Consider the following 14365-nt stretch of genomic DNA (forward strand, 5'->3'; position numbering starts at 1 on the left):
CGCTGGCTTCTTGCCGGAACGAACAAGGCCCCGCCAAGCGGGGCCTCGTTCGTTGATGAGCGCTCGTTGGACTTAATGCCCGTCACTTCCCGCGCATTACCCGCACGATGTCGCTCACCGTCGCCAGGGCGATCTCGGCCGGCGTCTTGCTGCCGAGATCCAGGCCGATCGGCATGTGAATGCGTTCGAGGGCCGCCTCGTCGATGCCGCCGCTGCGCCTGAGACGCTCGGCACGCTTCTCCGAGGTGCGCCGGGAGCCCATGACGCCGATGTAGAAGGCGTCACCGCGCACGGCCTCGAGCATGGTCAGGTCGTCCAGACGCGGGTCGTGGGTGACGGCGACCACCGCCGTCATGCGGTGCGCCCCCTCGCGGCGCAGGAACTCGCTCGGCAGCTCGCGGTGGCCTTGGGTATCGCCGAGCTCGATGCCTTCCCAGGCCTCGGGGCGCGGATCGCACACCACCACCTCGAAGCCCAGCGCCAGGCCGAACTGTACGCAGAACTGGCTGACCGGCGAGAGGCCGGCGACCAGCAGCCGCGCGGCGGGGCCGACGTGGATGCTTACCGCTTCTGCCTCGCGCGTCACGCCCGGCCCCATGGCCGCCGCCAGCTGCCAGTGGCTCTCGCCGCCGTCGAGGGCCACGCGGCGCTCCAGCAGCTGGCCGCCCTGCAGCGCCTCGCCGTAGGCCTCGAGCTCGTCGGCCACCGCCACCGACGCGGCGCCGGCCGGCCAGTGCTCGATCAGCACCTCGAGCCGCCCCTCGCAGGGCAGGCTCACCCGGCTGCCGTGCAGCGCGTCGGGGCCGTTGCCGTAGGCGATGACCTGGGCCGGCGCGCGGAAGTCGCCCGCCGCGAGCCGTTCCAGGAAATCCTCCTCCACGCAGCCGCCGGACAGCGAGCCCACATGGCGGCCGTCGGCCCGGGCGACCAGCAGGGCGCCCGGTTCGCGCGGCGCTGAGCCGAAGGTCGAGAGCACCGTGCACCACCACAGGTCATGACCCTCGGCGTGCCAGCGCCGCGCGGCCTCGACCACGTCCACATCCAGTGCGCGCATGGTCAGCCCTTCAGCTGGTTGGCGATCGGCAGCCGACGAATGCGCTGGCCGGTGGCGGCGAAGATGGCGTTGGTCACGGCCGGTGCCAGCGGCGGCACGCCGGGCTCGCCGACGCCGGTCGGCGCCTCGGCGGACGGCACGCTATGCACCTCGATCTCGGGCATCTCGTTCAGGCGCAGCACCTGGAAGTCATGGAAGTTCGACTGCTGCACCTGGCCGTCGTCGAGGGTCAGCTCGCTGTGCAGCGCCGCCGCCAGGGCGAAGCCGATGCCGCCTTCCATCTGGGCGCGGACCATGTCCGGGTTGATCGCCAGCCCGCAGTCCACCGCGCACACCACCCGGTCGACCTTGAGCTGGCCGTCGGCGTCGACCGAGACCTCGGCGACCTGGGCGACGTAGCTGGCGAAGGACTCGTGGACGGCGATGCCGCGGCCACGCTTCACGCCCTCGGCGCCGCCTTCCAGCGGCGTCGACCAGCCGGCCTTCTCGGCCGCCAGGTCGAGCACGCCCTGCCAGCGCGGGCGCTCATGGAGCCGCTCGCGGCGGTACCGGTAAGGGTCCTGGCCGGCCGCCACGGCGGCCTCGTCGATCAGGCTCTCGGTGGAGAAGCCGGTGTGAGTGTGGCCCACGGAGCGCCACCACTGCACCGGCACGCCGATATCGCTCGGCGTGTGCAGCTCGACGTTGAGCGAGGGCACGCCGTAGGCCAGTTCGGCGACGCCCTCCACCGAGGTGGGGTCGATGCCGTCCTTGACCATCATCGATTCCATCGGCGTGCCGGTCATGATCGACTGGCCGACCAGGCGCTGGTGCCAGGCGGTCAGGTTGCCGTCGGCGTCCAGGGCGAGGCGGGCGCGGTGATAGTTGAAGGGGCGATAGTGGCCGCCGCGGGTGTCGTCCTCGCGGGTCCAGACCATCTTGATCGGCACGGCCTGGCCCTGGTCACGGGCGGCCAGGGCGATCGCCACCGCCTCCAGCACGTAGTCGCTGACCGGGTTGGCGCGGCGGCCGAAGCTGCCGCCGGCGAACAGCTGCTGGATGCGTACCTGTTCCGGGGGCAGATCGAGCAGCTTGGCGACCTGTTGCTGATCGAGGGTCTGCCACTGCTCGCCGTTGAGGATATTGACGTGATCGTCCTTGAGATCGACCACGCAGTTGAGCGGCTCCATGGCGGCGTGGGCCAGGTAGGGCACCACGTAGTCGGCCTCGATGACCTGGTCGGCCTCGTTGAGTGCCGCGCTGGCGTCGCCTCGGTCGGTGACCGTGTCGCCGGGTTGGCTGGCACGCTCGCGGTAGTCGGCCTCGAGCGCCTCGCTGCCCATGGTGAACGCCTGGCTGTCGTCCCATTCGAGGGTCAGGGCGTCGCGGCCCTTGATGGCGGCCCAGGTGTTGGTGGCCAGCACCGCGATCAGGTCGCCGTCGCGGGTCGGGGAGGGGAAGCGTACGCTGGCCACCACGCCCGGCACCTTGAGCGCCTCGGCGTCGTCGACGCCGGTCAGCCGGCTGCCGAAGCGCGGCGGATGCGCCGGCACGGCGATCAGCATGCCGTCGAGCTGGACGTCCTGGGTGAAGCGGGCGCTGCCGTCGGTCTTGGCCGGGCTGTCCTGGCGCATCAGCCGCTGCTTGCCGATCAGCGTGAACTGCTCGGGCGACTTCAGCGTGACCTCGTCGGGCACCGGCTGGTCGGCGGCGGCCTCGGCCAGCTCGCCGAAGCCGAGCTCGCGCCTGGAGGCCTCGTGGATGACCTTGCTCTGGTTGACGCTGAGGCTGCCCGGCGAGACCTCGAGTTGCTCGGCGGCGGCGCCCACCAGCATGGCCCGGGCCTTGGCGCCGGCCTGTCGCATCTGCTCGAAGGAGTTGGCGATGGAGGTGCTGCCGCCGGTGCCCTGGATGCCGAAGGCGAGGTTCTGGTAGCGCTGGGTATCGGCCGGGGCGCCCTCGACGCGCACCGAAGCCCAGTCGGCGTCGAGCTCCTCGGCGACCAGGGTGGCGAGCCCGGTGTAGGTGCCCTGACCCATCTCGATGTGCTTGGCGATCACCACCACTTCGCCTTCCGGCGTCACGCGCACGAAGGCGTTGGGCGCGAACTCGCCCTGCTCTCCCGTTTGGCCGGCGGCCCGGGCCTGGCCGTTACGGCCCAGCAGCGGGGCGATGTAGAGCCCCAGGGCGAGCCCGGAGGCGCCCTTCATGAAGCCGCGGCGGCTGACGTTGACCGTCGACAGGGCGGCCGCGGCGCGGGACTGTGCTTGCTGCTTCAAGACGTGCATCAGGACACCTCCTGGCCGAGGGAGGCCGCGGCCTCGTGGATGGCGGCACGAATGCGGGCATAGGTGGCGCAGCGGCAGATGTTGCCACTCATGGCGCCGTCGATGGCACTGTCGTCCGGCGCGGGGTTGCCCTGCAGCAGGGCGGTCGCCGACATGATCTGGCCGGACTGGCAGTAGCCGCACTGGACCACGTCGAGCTCGCGCCAGGCCTGCTGCACGCTGGCCCCGGCCGGGTCGTCGCCGATGGCCTCGATGGTGGTGATCTCGCGATCGCCCACCGCGGCAATCGGGGTGATGCAGCTGCGGGTGGCCTGGCCGTCCAGATGAACGGTGCAGGCGCCGCACAGGCCGCGACCGCAGCCGTACTTGGTGCCGGTGAAGCCGACGAGATCGCGAATCGCCCACAGCAGGGGCATGTCGGCCGGGGCATCCACCTCGTGGGTCTGCCCGTTGATGGTGAGGGTCGTCACGGGTCGTTCTCCTCTTGTCGTTCTTGGTTGGCGCGTCTGCGTCCGGTCAGTCTAGACACGGTCCTCGCGCCACAGGGCGGTGAGATCGTCGGGCGCGTCGATATCGAGATGGATGCCGGGATCGTCGACCCCGATCTCATGGCTGCAGTCGCGATGGTGGGCGATGACGCGCCGTGCGCCCTCGTCGCCGTCGAGGGCGGCAAGCTCTGCCCAGACGTCGCGGCCGAACAGCACCGGATGGCCCGGTCGGCCGGCGTGCCGGGGGCGGACGATGTGCCCGGTCGCGGCCCGATCGCTCAGTGACACGAGCGTCGCGGGGGCGATGTTTGGCATGTCGCCGAGCAGCACCGCGGCGGCGGGCGCCCGGGACAGGCTCGGGTCGGAGCACAGCGCGGCGAAGGCGTCGGCCAGGCTGGCGCCGAGGCCGTCCGCGGCACGGTGAGCGCGCAGGATCGGCGTGTCGGGCGCCAGGCCGAGGGCGACGGGGTCGTCGTCCTCGCGCAGCACCACCCACAGACGCGGAAAGACCACCGACGCCGTGGCGAGCGTGGCGGCCAGCAGCGTCCGGCCCGAGGGCAGTCGGGCCAGACGCTTGTCCGTGGCACCGAAGCGCCGGGAAGCGCCGGCGGCCAGGATCACCGCCACCGGCTCAGGTCTCACAGCCTAACCAGCATCTTGCCGCGGTTGGCGCCCTCGAACAGCTTGAGGAAGGCATCCGGGGTGCGCTCCAGGCCGTCTTCCACGGTTTCCTCGTGGTCGAGCCGTCCGGTGACCATCTGGGGGCCGACTTCCTCGAGGAACGTCGGGTAATGGGCCCAGTGGTCGAAGACGATGAAGCCTTCCATGCGCGCACGACGAATCAGCACCATCGCCAGGTTGCTGGGGCCGTGGCTCGGTGTGGCCTCGTTGTAGCCGGTGATCAGCCCGCACACCGCGATGCGCGCGCCGACGCGCAGCGTGTTCAACGCTGCCTCGAGGCATACGCCGCCGACGTTCTCGTAGTAGACGTCGAAGCCCTCGGGGCAGGCCTCGTTGAGCGCCGCGGTGAGCTGGGCGGCGTCGCGGCCCTTGTAGCTGACCGCCTTGACACCGTGAGCCTCGAGCCAGTCGAGCTTGTCTTGGGAGCCGGCGATGCCGACCACGGTGCCGCCCCTGGCCTTGGCCAGCTGCACGGCCAGCGAGCCCACCGCGCCGGCGGCGCCGCTGACCAACACGTTGTCGCCTTCGTTCATCTCGGCGATGCGGTTCAGGCCGGCCCAGGCGGTCATGCCGGGCATGCCCAGCACGCCCAGGTAGGCCTGTTCCGGCACGTCGAAGGCGGGTAGGCGTTCGAGCCCCTCGGCGGGCAGCTGGGCGACGTCGCGCCAGCCGCCCATGTGGCGGACCTTGGTGCCTGTGGGAAAGGCTTCGGCGCGTGACTCGATCACCTCGCCGATGGCGGCGCCTTCCAGCGGCGCCCCCAGCGTGAAAGGCGCGATATAGGTGGTCACGCCGGTCATGCGTCCTCGCATGTAAGGATCCACCGAGAGCCAGGTGTTTCGCACCCGGACCTCGCCCTCGGCCAGCGCCGGCAGTTCGGCGGTTTCCAGCTCGAAGAGATCGCGTTCCGGCGTGCCTTCGGGGTGGGCGTGGATGGTGAAGTAGCGTGACTGCATGTCGTGCTCTCCTGGTGGGGGATGGCGAGATCGGTGCGGTTCAAAGCCTACGCCATGGCGACGATCATCGGCCAGCGAGCCGCGGCCACGACGTCGCCGGCCGCCTCGGGGAGACGGCCGGAGGGTGAGCGCTCAGTGCCTCATTCCTTGAGCGAGGCCATGTCGATGACGAAGCGGTAGCGGACGTCGCCCTTCTCCATGCGCTCGAAGGCGGTGTTGATGTCCTGGATGTTCACCGTCTCGATATCGCAGCGGATGTCGTGTTCGGCGCAGAAATCCAGCAGCTCCTGGGTCTCCTCGATGCCACCGATCAGTGAGCCGGCCAGCACGCGGCGCTTGAATACCAGGTTGGCGCCTTGTACCGCCGGCTCGATCGGGTCGAGCAGGCCCACCAGGATGTGGGTGCCGTCGTATTTCAGCGCCGCCAGGTAAGGGTTGAGGTCGTGCTGCACCGGTACGGTATCGAGCATGAAGTCGTAGGTCTCGGCGACCGCCGCCATCTGCTCCTCGTCGGTGGAGACCACCACGTGGTGGGCGCCATGACGGCGGGCCTCCTCGACCTTGGCCTCGGAGCGGGTGAACACCGTGACCTCGGCGCCCAGCGCCTTGGCGAGCTTGACACCCATGTGCCCGAGGCCGCCCATGCCGATCACGCCAACCTTGTGGCCCGGCTTGACGCCGTAGTGCTTGAGCGGCGAGTAGGTGGTGATGCCCGCGCACAGGATCGGTGCGGCGGAGGCCAGGTCGATGCCCTCGGGCATGCGCAGCACGAAGTGCTCGCTGACCACGATCTGGTCGGCGTAACCGCCCTGGGTGAGACTGCCGTCGTGGCGATCGTCGCTGCCGTAGGTCATGGTGAAACCGTTCAGGCAGTACTGCTCGTTACCGTCCTCACAGGGCTGACAGTGACGGCAGGAATCGACCATGCAGCCCACGCCGACGATATCGCCGACCTGGTGTTGGCTGACCTCGTCGCCGACGGCGGTCACGCGGCCGACGATCTCGTGACCCGGCACGAGCGGGTAGCGGGTCATGCCCCAGTCATTGCGGGCGAAGTGCAGGTCGCTGTGGCAGACGCCGCAGTAGAGGATCTCGATGGCGACGTCGTCCGGGCGAGGCTGGCGACGCTCGACGCTGAACGGGGCCAGCGGCTTGTCGGCGGCGAAGGCCGCGTAAGCGTTGGTCTGACTCATGAAGCATCCTCCTGGCGGGTAGTGAGGGCTCGAGGTGCCCAAGGCACCTCGGCGAATCGCTCGAGCATTATGGATGCCAGGCGCCGGCATCGGGTCGACGTTTCTCCGCCATTTTTGTCAAATCCTTCGGCATGGGGCGACCGGTGGATGCGATAGTGGGTAAAATTGTCACGATCATCTCGCCATCACCTTCACAGGAGACGCCAGTCCGTGCCCCGTACCTGCCCTCTGATCGAGCTGATTTCGCCGCTGGTCGAGCGTGACGGCTATACCCCGACGCGGCTGCCGGGCGTCACGCTGATGGCCTCACGCCGACCGGTGCCACGCACGCCGCTGATCTATGATCCCAGCCTGATCATCGTCGCCCAGGGGTACAAGATCGGATATCTCGGCGACCGCGAGATTCATTATGGCCCCGGCCAGTACCTGGTGCAGACGCTGCCGCTGCCCTTCGAGTGCGAGACCCATGCCTCGCTGGAGGCGCCGCTGCTGGGCGTATCGGTTCGCCTGGATCCGGCGCTGCTCGGCGAGCTGGTGGCGGCCATGGCCGAAATGACAGGGGGAGAGGCGTCGCCGGTGCCCATGGACTCGGTCTCGATGTCGGCCGGCATGGAAGGCGCGGTGGAGCGATTGCTGCGTACGCTGCACGACCCGGACGAGATCGCGGCCATGGGGCCACAGCGGGTGCGCGACGTGGTCTTCGAGGCGCTTCGCGGTCGACAGGGTGGGGCGCTGCGAGCGCTGGTGCATCATCAGGGGTACTATTCGCGCATCGTGCAGGTGCTGTCGTGGCTGCATGCCCATTATGCGGATGACGTGTCGGTCGAGGATCTGGCGCGCCAGGCCAGCATGAGTCCCACGACCTTCCATCAGCACTTTAAGCAGGTCACCCAGGCGTCGCCGCTGCAGTACCTGAAGCGACTGCGGCTGATCAAGGCCCAGCAGCTGCTGGTGCAGGAAGCCTGCAACGTCAATCAGGCCGCGGAGGCGGTGGGCTATCGCAGCGTGTCGCAGTTCAGCCGCGACTATAAGCGCTGTTTCGGCACCTCGCCGCTGCAGCATCGCAAGGAAGAGCGGGCACTGCAGACGTCGTGAGCCGGCAGGGTGGTGGGCCTCGATCGGCAACCTCCTTCATGGCCCCGCTCGAGGAAGCGGAACCGTCCCGGGAAGTAGGGCAGTAGATGGGTGCCGCAAAAGGACCGGGCATCGAGGCGAGGAGCGCCGCGTCGGTGGTGGCCGCGATCACACCCGCTGGATATCGATGACGTAACCGATGATCGGATAGCCGGCCTTGTTGGCGGCCTTCTCGGCTTCCATCTGAGCCTCGAGCTTGGAGATGCTGGTGGAGTGGTACTCGAAGGCGGTGTCCATCTCCAGCTGCTTGGTGCGTACGGCAAGCTTGACGATATGGCCGGTCTTCATCTCGCTGGCGGAGGCCCTGGGCGGCTGGGGCTTCTTGGCGGCGGGCCGGGTCGTCTTCTGCGGTTTGGCGGGCTGTGATTCGGCTTCGAGGAAGGCGTCGATCTCCTCGTGCATGGATCGTTCGAAATCCTTCAGGTCGTCGGTGCTCATCGGGTTCCTTCTCGTGGATTATCGAGTCTGTAGTGTACTACGAAATTCGGGGTGGCTTGCCAGCGACAGAAAAAGAGCGTGTTGTCTTTCATTTTTTGACCGAGAGTTTGGGCCAGGTTTCCAGCCAACGCTTATCGCACAAGCGTTTGTCGAGTGCATGTGGCTTCGGGTTGTTGGGGTTCAGCGTGACCGTGAGTTCGAATAACGCCTTGAGTCCAAAGGGGGAAATGAGCGAAATGTCTTGGCCATTTTTCAAGGTGGCACCAACTGCCGTTTCGACCTCAACCCATTGGCTCATGGCATCTGAAGTTGACGTGTAGGGGCTGTCACCGTTTCTCGTGTGCATTCGGGCCTGATTCTTCACTGACCAAGGAAAATGGAGAATACTGGAAAGGCGATGTTCAAGGTCCCGGTCTCGGCTTGCGGATATATCCGATGGGTCGAAGTAGACAAGGTCGATATCGTTCAGCGGTGTGATGGATGTGAATTGATGAAGCTTGTCCCAGACAAGATTGCGCACGAAGCCGGCGGCAAGGCACCAGTCTGGAAGTGAAAGGCGTGAGGCAGCGGCAAGCGCTTGCCGTCTTTCAGGGTCATTCTCTATCCACTTCCTGACCATGTCTGCGGCGCCTATCATGCCTGCACCATGCTTATCCATTCACTAGCCTTCGGTATTGTCGAGTGGTTGTTAACTCTGATGCGGGAGGCGTGCTTATTCCGGCCATTCCAGGTAAGCCCTCAAGGTGGGCTCGTATTTCTGGCTCAGTGATAGCACATTCGTCCTCGACGGATTGGTGGGTATCGCGAGAGAAACGCCGACAGTCGGTCGTATCAAGGAAAAGACGAATGATCATCAGCACCGAATCCTTTCGGCCAAGGGGCACGGTACAGCGTGTCCCGATGGAGAAGCGGAATGTCTGATCGACGATATCAGATGACTTTGAGCATAAGTGACCTGCGAGACGAGGTAAATGTCCTCTGCGATACGTTACGTGACCGTCAGGTAATGGAAGCATTCAAGCTGACGTATGGATCATTATCCTGATGGAGAGCTGTCATGAGCGAGTATACGGAGTATCTGCGCGATGTGTTCGTACGGCTGGGACCGATCGATCTGCGGCGCATGTTCGGCGGTCACGGGGTCTATCACGATGGGGTGATGTTTGCCCTGGTGGTCGATGAGACGCTGTACCTCAAGACGGATGCGGGGAACGTCGAGGACTTCGAACGCGAGGGGCTGCCGGCCTTCGAGTACCTGCGCCGTGGCAAGGTGGTGAGGCTTTCCTACCGTCAGGCGCCGGAAGCGCTGTTCGAGGATCCCGAGCTGGCGCAGGAATGGGCCTGCCGCTCGCTTCAGGCGGCACGGCGAGGTCGCGGCGCCTGAAGCGAGCGGCGGCCCGGGGAGGCTCACACTCTTCGAGAGACCTTGCCATGGCCCGGCGTTGGGCGTCAGCTCTGGGTGGCCAGGCGCTCGATATCGGCAACGATGTTGTCCAGCGGGTCGCTGTCGCGCATCAGCAGCTGGGCATCGCCCTGCGGGTCGAAGGCGAAGACCGCGCTGGAATGGGTGACGTCGTAGCGGCCGTCGGCGTCCGGCTCGTCGTAGGAATAGGTGATGCGATAGCGGTTGGTCAGCGCATCGATCTGCTCGGTCTCGCCGGTGAGGCCGACGAACTGGGGCCCGAAGGCATCGGCATAGCGGCCCATGACCTCGGGGGTGTCGCGGGCCGGGTCCACCGAGACGAACAGCACCTGAACGTCGTCACGGAGGGATTCGTCGAGCTGGTGGGTAGCCGCCGAGAGTCGTGCCAGGGTGGTCGGGCAGACGTCCGGGCAGTGGGTGTAGCCGAAGTACAGCAGCGTGGTCTTGCCGAGATAGTCGTCGGCCTGCACCGTCTCGCCGTCCTCGTCGACCAGGGTGAAGTCGAGGGCCGGCATGATCTCGGAGACGTCGGTGGTGCGCCAGTTCTGGTCGCTGCAGCCGGCCAGCGTCAGCGCTGCCAGCATCGGCAGAGTCCAGCGAGCAAGCGTCCGGCGGGTCGGGATGGCGGTCATGGTCACTCTCATGGCGGACAGTATCTCGACTACAGGGCGGCGGGAGACACCACGTCGAAGGTCACCGGCAGGGGCGGCGCGTCGGCGAACTCCAGCGTGACCTCGAGTGCGTCGCCTACGGCCAGCGGTTGGCTACGCTGCATCAGCATCAGGTGATAGCCCTTGGGCGCGAACTCGAGGGTGTCGCCGGGCGCGACCTCGAGTTCGGAGACGCCGTGCATGCTCGACATGCCGTCTTCCTGCACCGTCCGGTGCAGCATGACGCGCTCGAAGGCGTCGCTGTCGGCGCCGGTCAGGGTGACGCGTTCGTCGCCAGCGTTATGCAGCCGGAAATAGCCGGCGGCGGGCAGGTCGCCCGGCATCAGCCGCAGGCGGGCGTCGCTGACGTCCAGCTCGGCTGCCTGCACGGTGGCGGTCGTCATCAGGGCCGTCAGCAGGCCCAGTGCCATTCGACGGGACTGGCGAGCGGTGCGTCTTGCGCTTGGCATGGTGTCGTGTCTCCGTTCGGGACGCGGCCGAGGAATCAGCACACGGCCGACAGGCTGCAATGCGACTGATAGCGGCGCGAGGTGATGTCCAGGGTGAGGCGGTCGGCGTTGGTATCGTAGAAGAAGGAGGCGTAGCCGTGCTCCGTGTCCTCGGTGCGATACAGTCCGCAGATGCCGTAGCCGTACTGGACTTCCTGCAGGTTCTTGAGTTCGATCTCGCCGCTGGTGCCGAGCTCGTCGGCCAGGGCCTGCTGGATCTTGCGATCGAGGCCGCTGTCGGAGAGCGCCTGGCCGCCGAAGATGAAGCCGGCGAGAGCCAGGATCAGAACCACCGGGATGGCCAGCAGGAAGATGAAAGGGCGCTTGTGAGTCATGCCGGCGATTCTATGTCGCTGGCCGGAGACGGGCAAGCGAGCGCCGCTCGGTGTCCCGCGGCATTTGGCCGCGGGGCTGGGCTCTCAGCGTGGCGGTGTGGGATCAGTCTTGGAGACGGTCGCCGCGCCCGTCGCCATCGGGCTTCGACGCGTCGGGACAGGCGTCGTCGGGAGCGTCGCCGGGATAGGTGAGCGGGCTGAAGGTGTCGTCGAAGACCGCATCGAGGTCGAAGGAGGAGTGCCGGCCGAGGGCATCGAAGTTTGCGTCGAGCCAGCGCTCGGCCCAGGCGCGTCCCTGGTCGTGCAGCCGCGAGATGAATTCCCACTCGGCGTTCATCTTGCTTGAGGCACTGAGCTCCTGGACGTCCTGCTCGGCATGGATCAGGTGCAGGCGCATCGCGCGCACACGCTCGAGCTCCAGGCCCTCGACCTCGATCAGCCGCTGTAACAGCTGGATGCTGCGCAGCTCCTTGATCAGGCTCGAGTTGAAGGTGATCTCGTTGACCCGGTTGATGATCTCCCGGGCGCTGCCGGGCAGCTGGCGGCGCATCAGCGGATTGACCTGCACCACCACCAGGTCGCTGCAGCCGCGGTTGTCGACCAGCGGGTAGAGCGCCGGATTGCCGCTGTAGCCGCCGTCCCAGTAGGCCTCGCCGTCGATCTCCACGGCCGGGAACAGGGTGGGCAGGCAGGCCGAGGCCATCAGGGTGTCCAGCGACAGGTGGGGTTGGCGGAAGATCGTCGCGCGGCCGGTGCGCACGTTGGTGGCATTGACGAACACCTTGACCTGCCCGCAGGCGTTGACGCGTTCGAAGTCCACCTGCTCCTTGACCAGGTCGCGCAGCGGGTTGATGCCCAGCGGGTTGAGGCGTGCCGGGTCGACCAGTCGGGTCAGCCCCTCCATGAACAGGTAGCCCGGTGAGTGATCGAGGCTGTCGTTGCCTACCAGCCGGTCCCAGAAGGTGCGGCGTAGCGGTGAGAAGCGCGACAGCCGGCTCACCGCCTGCCAGAAATCGCGCAGTGCCTCGCGGGCACCGTCGCGGCCGTTGCGGTGCAGGCCGTCGGCGAGTATCACGGCGTTCATGGCCCCCGCGCTGGTGCCGCTGATGGCATCGATTTCCAGCCGGTCGTCTTCCAGCAGGCGGTCGAGCACGCCCCAGGTCAAGGCGCCGTGGGAGCCGCCGCCCTGCAGCGCCAGGTCGATGCGCTTGCGCGCTGCCGTCGGGGTGCCGTTCGTCATGTGGCTCGTCTCCGTTCTCGGTCGCCATGCTGCGCTGCAGTGTAGTCCCCCATGGCGTTGATTGCCGTCGACGCAAGCGACAGGGCCGTGCTCGATAATGACGCGAGCCCATCGGCCTTGGGCGCGATGGGCTCGAACGGAGGGGCCGGCGCCGCTCCCCGCAGGGGGCCCGGCGCCGGAAAGGCGGAAGGGTCAGGTGTTGGCGGTGCTGGCCTGACGGGCCGCTGCGTGGCGACTGCGTACCACGCGATAGCCCACGGCACCGGCGATCACCAGCATGCCGCCGCAGCCGATGGCCAGGGCGTAGGCGCCGGTGACCGCGGACTCGGCGATGCCGAAGCGGCCGGCCAGCTCGGCCAGGGTGTCGGCGTACTGACGCCACAGGAAGGCGCCGACGCCGACGCCCGCCAGCATGGTGAACACGGCGACGCCGCGGGAGCCGGCGGCCCAGCCGGCGGGCTCGTGCTCGTCGTCGCGATGCAGGAAGGCCCGATAGTCGCTCTCGGCCTGGCTGACCCGGGTCATCGACGAGGCCACGGCGATTGCCACCAGCGCCATCAGGGTGCTGAGCAGCACCGGGTGCAGGTAGGTCGGCAGCGCGATCCATTCGGCCTGCACCATCAGCGACAGGATGAGGTTGCCGATGAAGCCGACCGTCAGGCCCCAGCCGGCGCCGGCAGCGGTGATGCGACGGCTCCAGATGCTCATCAGCGCCACCGGGCCCCAGGACGAGGCGAACAGGGTCGCGGCGAACCACACCACGGCCATCACCGCCGGCGGCTGGAACAGCGCCAGGATCAAGGCGATCAGGCCGGCACCCAGCACCGCGAACCGGCTGGTACGCATGGCCGCGGCCTCGCTGCTGTTGGCCGGCATGATGTCGTTGGAGATGCTGAAGCCGATGATCGACAGGAAGGTGGAGCAGGACGACAGGCCGGCGGCGAAGACGCCGGTGAGGATCACCACGCCGAGCCAGGTCGGCAGCACGTTGAGGGCGGCCCAGACCATGGCGCGTTCGCCGTTCAGGGTCGGGTCGTAGAGGTTGATGGCCGCGCCGGTCATCATCATCAGGGCATAGAAGACTGCCAGCGATACCGCGGTGAGCATGGCCGAGCGCATGACCACGTGTTCGTTGCGCGCCATCAGGTAACGGCTGGACTGCCAGGGGCTCGCCGCCAGTACGGCGGCCCACACCAGGCCCAGGGTCAGGCCCCAGGTCAGCGCTTCGCCCGGCGTGGCGAAGGTCGCGTCGTCGCCCTGCAGTACGCCATGCCAGAGCGCGATGCCGGGCTTGTCGCTCTGGGTCAGCAGGCCCTCGACCACGCCGTGCCAGCCGCCCAGGTCCTGGATGATGTAGAGCGAGCCGCCGAGGGCGGCCACCGAGAAGATCACGAACATGATGGTGTCGGTCAGCATCACGCCCGGCGAGCCGGAGTAGAGGATGAAGCCGGTGTAGGTCAGCCACACCAGCACCAGGCCGACCCAGTAGGGCAGGCCGGTGAGTTCCTGGAACATGATGCCGGCGCCCTGCATCACACCCAGCAGGTAGGCGCCCAGGCCGAGCACCGTGGTCAGGCCGGCGATCCGCTGCACGCGCTTGGAGGCGAAGCGCTTGCCGAAGAACTCCGGCACGGTCAGGGCACCGCTGCGGCGCAGATAGCGGCCGAAGGCCAGCGCGCCCAGCAGGCAGCCGGAGGTGCTGATGGCGGCGAAGATGAGCATCACGAAGGGATAGCCCTGATAGGCGAAGCCGGTTTCGCCGAGAAAGGCGCTGGTGCTCAGGTAGCTGGCGACCAGGGTGCCGAGGATGAGGAAGGTCGGGGCGTTGCGTCCGGCGACCAGATAGTCGTCGAGGTGCTTGACCCGTCGTCCGGCCAGATGGCCGATGACGAAGTAGCCGATCAGGCTCAGCAGGATGGCGCTGGTATAAACCATGGTGGGAACCGTGTGTTGTCGAATTGTGCTGCCTCATGATGCGGTTACGCCCGGGGCAGGGC

At 67.4% G+C, this 14365-nt stretch carries 15 protein-coding genes; 2 read left to right on the top strand and 13 right to left on the bottom strand.

Annotated elements, in window-relative coordinates:
* Positions 1-82: 82 nt before the first annotated feature.
* The 6 genes from C9J49_RS06315 to C9J49_RS06340 all read right to left on the bottom strand — a co-directional run bounded on the left by C9J49_RS06315 (position 83) and on the right by C9J49_RS06340 (position 6639).
* A complete protein-coding gene (locus C9J49_RS06315; RefSeq protein WP_107181510.1) occupies positions 83-1054 on the bottom strand; it encodes an XdhC family protein in 972 nt (323 codons plus the stop codon).
* Between the two features lie 2 nt (positions 1055-1056).
* The gene (locus C9J49_RS06320; protein ID WP_107181509.1) at positions 1057-3321 is read right to left on the bottom strand and encodes a xanthine dehydrogenase family protein molybdopterin-binding subunit; all 2265 of its coding nucleotides are present in this window, start codon (positions 3319-3321) and stop codon (positions 1057-1059) included.
* Positions 3321-3791: a (2Fe-2S)-binding protein gene (locus C9J49_RS06325; RefSeq protein WP_035595611.1), complete on the bottom strand. Its 471-nt coding sequence runs from the start codon at positions 3789-3791 to the stop codon at positions 3321-3323. The genes C9J49_RS06320 and C9J49_RS06325 overlap by 1 nt, the downstream gene beginning before the upstream one ends.
* Positions 3792-3842: 51 nt before the next feature.
* Positions 3843-4451 (bottom strand): NTP transferase domain-containing protein, encoded by a 609-nt coding sequence (locus tag C9J49_RS06330; protein WP_046078001.1) that lies wholly within the window; start codon positions 4449-4451, stop codon positions 3843-3845.
* Positions 4448-5446 (bottom strand): NADP-dependent oxidoreductase, encoded by a 999-nt coding sequence (locus C9J49_RS06335; protein ID WP_107181508.1) that lies wholly within the window; start codon positions 5444-5446, stop codon positions 4448-4450. The genes C9J49_RS06330 and C9J49_RS06335 overlap by 4 nt, the downstream gene beginning before the upstream one ends.
* A gap of 140 nt (positions 5447-5586) precedes the next feature.
* Positions 5587-6639 carry an NAD(P)-dependent alcohol dehydrogenase gene (locus C9J49_RS06340; protein ID WP_035595605.1) on the bottom strand — a complete coding sequence of 351 codons (1053 nt, stop codon included), beginning with the start codon at positions 6637-6639 and terminating at the stop codon, positions 5587-5589.
* A 210-nt stretch (positions 6640-6849) separates the two neighbouring features.
* Here C9J49_RS06340 and C9J49_RS06345 point away from each other — a divergent pair, with 210 nt between their 5' ends.
* On the top strand, positions 6850-7734 hold the full coding sequence (locus C9J49_RS06345; RefSeq protein ID WP_046078004.1) for an AraC family transcriptional regulator: 885 nt from the start codon (positions 6850-6852) through the stop codon (positions 7732-7734).
* A 147-nt stretch (positions 7735-7881) separates the two neighbouring features.
* Here the strand turns inward: C9J49_RS06345 and C9J49_RS06350 are convergent, their stop codons facing one another.
* The gene (locus tag C9J49_RS06350; protein WP_035595600.1) at positions 7882-8211 is read right to left on the bottom strand and encodes a hypothetical protein; all 330 of its coding nucleotides are present in this window, start codon (positions 8209-8211) and stop codon (positions 7882-7884) included.
* An 88-nt stretch (positions 8212-8299) separates the two neighbouring features.
* Complete coding sequence (locus C9J49_RS06355) at positions 8300-8869, bottom strand: nucleotidyltransferase family protein (protein WP_082090808.1); 570 nt, start codon at positions 8867-8869, stop codon at positions 8300-8302.
* Between the two features lie 399 nt (positions 8870-9268).
* On the opposite strand from C9J49_RS06355, the gene C9J49_RS06360 reads away from it, so the two are divergent.
* Positions 9269-9595: a TfoX/Sxy family protein gene (locus tag C9J49_RS06360; RefSeq protein ID WP_106489009.1), complete on the top strand. Its 327-nt coding sequence runs from the start codon at positions 9269-9271 to the stop codon at positions 9593-9595.
* Positions 9596-9660: 65 nt separating this feature from the next.
* Here the strand turns inward: C9J49_RS06360 and C9J49_RS06365 are convergent, their stop codons facing one another.
* The 5 genes from C9J49_RS06365 to C9J49_RS06385 form a co-directional block, all read right to left on the bottom strand.
* Entirely contained in the window at positions 9661-10266 is a 606-nt protein-coding gene (locus C9J49_RS06365) for an SCO family protein (protein WP_046078006.1), read from the bottom strand.
* A 29-nt stretch (positions 10267-10295) separates the two neighbouring features.
* Entirely contained in the window at positions 10296-10754 is a 459-nt protein-coding gene (locus tag C9J49_RS06370) for a copper chaperone PCu(A)C (protein WP_046078007.1), read from the bottom strand.
* Positions 10755-10789: 35 nt separating this feature from the next.
* Entirely contained in the window at positions 10790-11128 is a 339-nt protein-coding gene (locus C9J49_RS06375) for a hypothetical protein (protein WP_046078008.1), read from the bottom strand.
* 103 nt (positions 11129-11231) lie between these two features.
* On the bottom strand, positions 11232-12368 hold the full coding sequence (locus C9J49_RS06380; RefSeq protein ID WP_107181506.1) for a patatin-like phospholipase family protein: 1137 nt from the start codon (positions 12366-12368) through the stop codon (positions 11232-11234).
* 192 nt (positions 12369-12560) lie between these two features.
* Positions 12561-14303, bottom strand: coding sequence for a sodium:solute symporter (locus C9J49_RS06385; protein WP_046078009.1), 1743 nt, complete (start codon positions 14301-14303; stop codon positions 12561-12563).
* Between the last annotated feature and the right edge of the window lie 62 nt (positions 14304-14365).

Source organism: Halomonas sp. SL1 (assembly GCF_003030865.2).
Taxonomy (GTDB): Bacteria; Pseudomonadota; Gammaproteobacteria; order Pseudomonadales; family Halomonadaceae; genus Halomonas; species Halomonas halophila.

Bases quoted from the DNA above. Each gene is read 5' to 3' on its own strand.
- C9J49_RS06340 (WP_035595605.1), bottom strand. From the start codon at position 6,639: ATGAGTCAGACCAACGCTTACGCGGCCTTCGCCGCCGACAAGCCGCTG.
- C9J49_RS06335 (WP_107181508.1), bottom strand. From the start codon at position 5,446: ATGCAGTCACGCTACTTCACCATCCACGCCCACCCCGAAGGCACGCCG.
- C9J49_RS06365 (WP_046078006.1), bottom strand. From the start codon at position 10,266: ATGACCGCCATCCCGACCCGCCGGACGCTTGCTCGCTGGACTCTGCCG.
- C9J49_RS06355 (WP_082090808.1), bottom strand. From the start codon at position 8,869: ATGGATAAGCATGGTGCAGGCATGATAGGCGCCGCAGACATGGTCAGG.
- C9J49_RS06380 (WP_107181506.1), bottom strand. From the start codon at position 12,368: ATGACGAACGGCACCCCGACGGCAGCGCGCAAGCGCATCGACCTGGCG.
- C9J49_RS06315 (WP_107181510.1), bottom strand. From the start codon at position 1,054: ATGCGCGCACTGGATGTGGACGTGGTCGAGGCCGCGCGGCGCTGGCAC.
- C9J49_RS06385 (WP_046078009.1), bottom strand. From the start codon at position 14,303: ATGGTTTATACCAGCGCCATCCTGCTGAGCCTGATCGGCTACTTCGTC.
- C9J49_RS06350 (WP_035595600.1), bottom strand. From the start codon at position 8,211: ATGAGCACCGACGACCTGAAGGATTTCGAACGATCCATGCACGAGGAG.
- C9J49_RS06360 (WP_106489009.1), top strand. From the start codon at position 9,269: ATGAGCGAGTATACGGAGTATCTGCGCGATGTGTTCGTACGGCTGGGA.
- C9J49_RS06375 (WP_046078008.1), bottom strand. From the start codon at position 11,128: ATGACTCACAAGCGCCCTTTCATCTTCCTGCTGGCCATCCCGGTGGTT.
- C9J49_RS06370 (WP_046078007.1), bottom strand. From the start codon at position 10,754: ATGCCAAGCGCAAGACGCACCGCTCGCCAGTCCCGTCGAATGGCACTG.
- C9J49_RS06320 (WP_107181509.1), bottom strand. From the start codon at position 3,321: ATGCACGTCTTGAAGCAGCAAGCACAGTCCCGCGCCGCGGCCGCCCTG.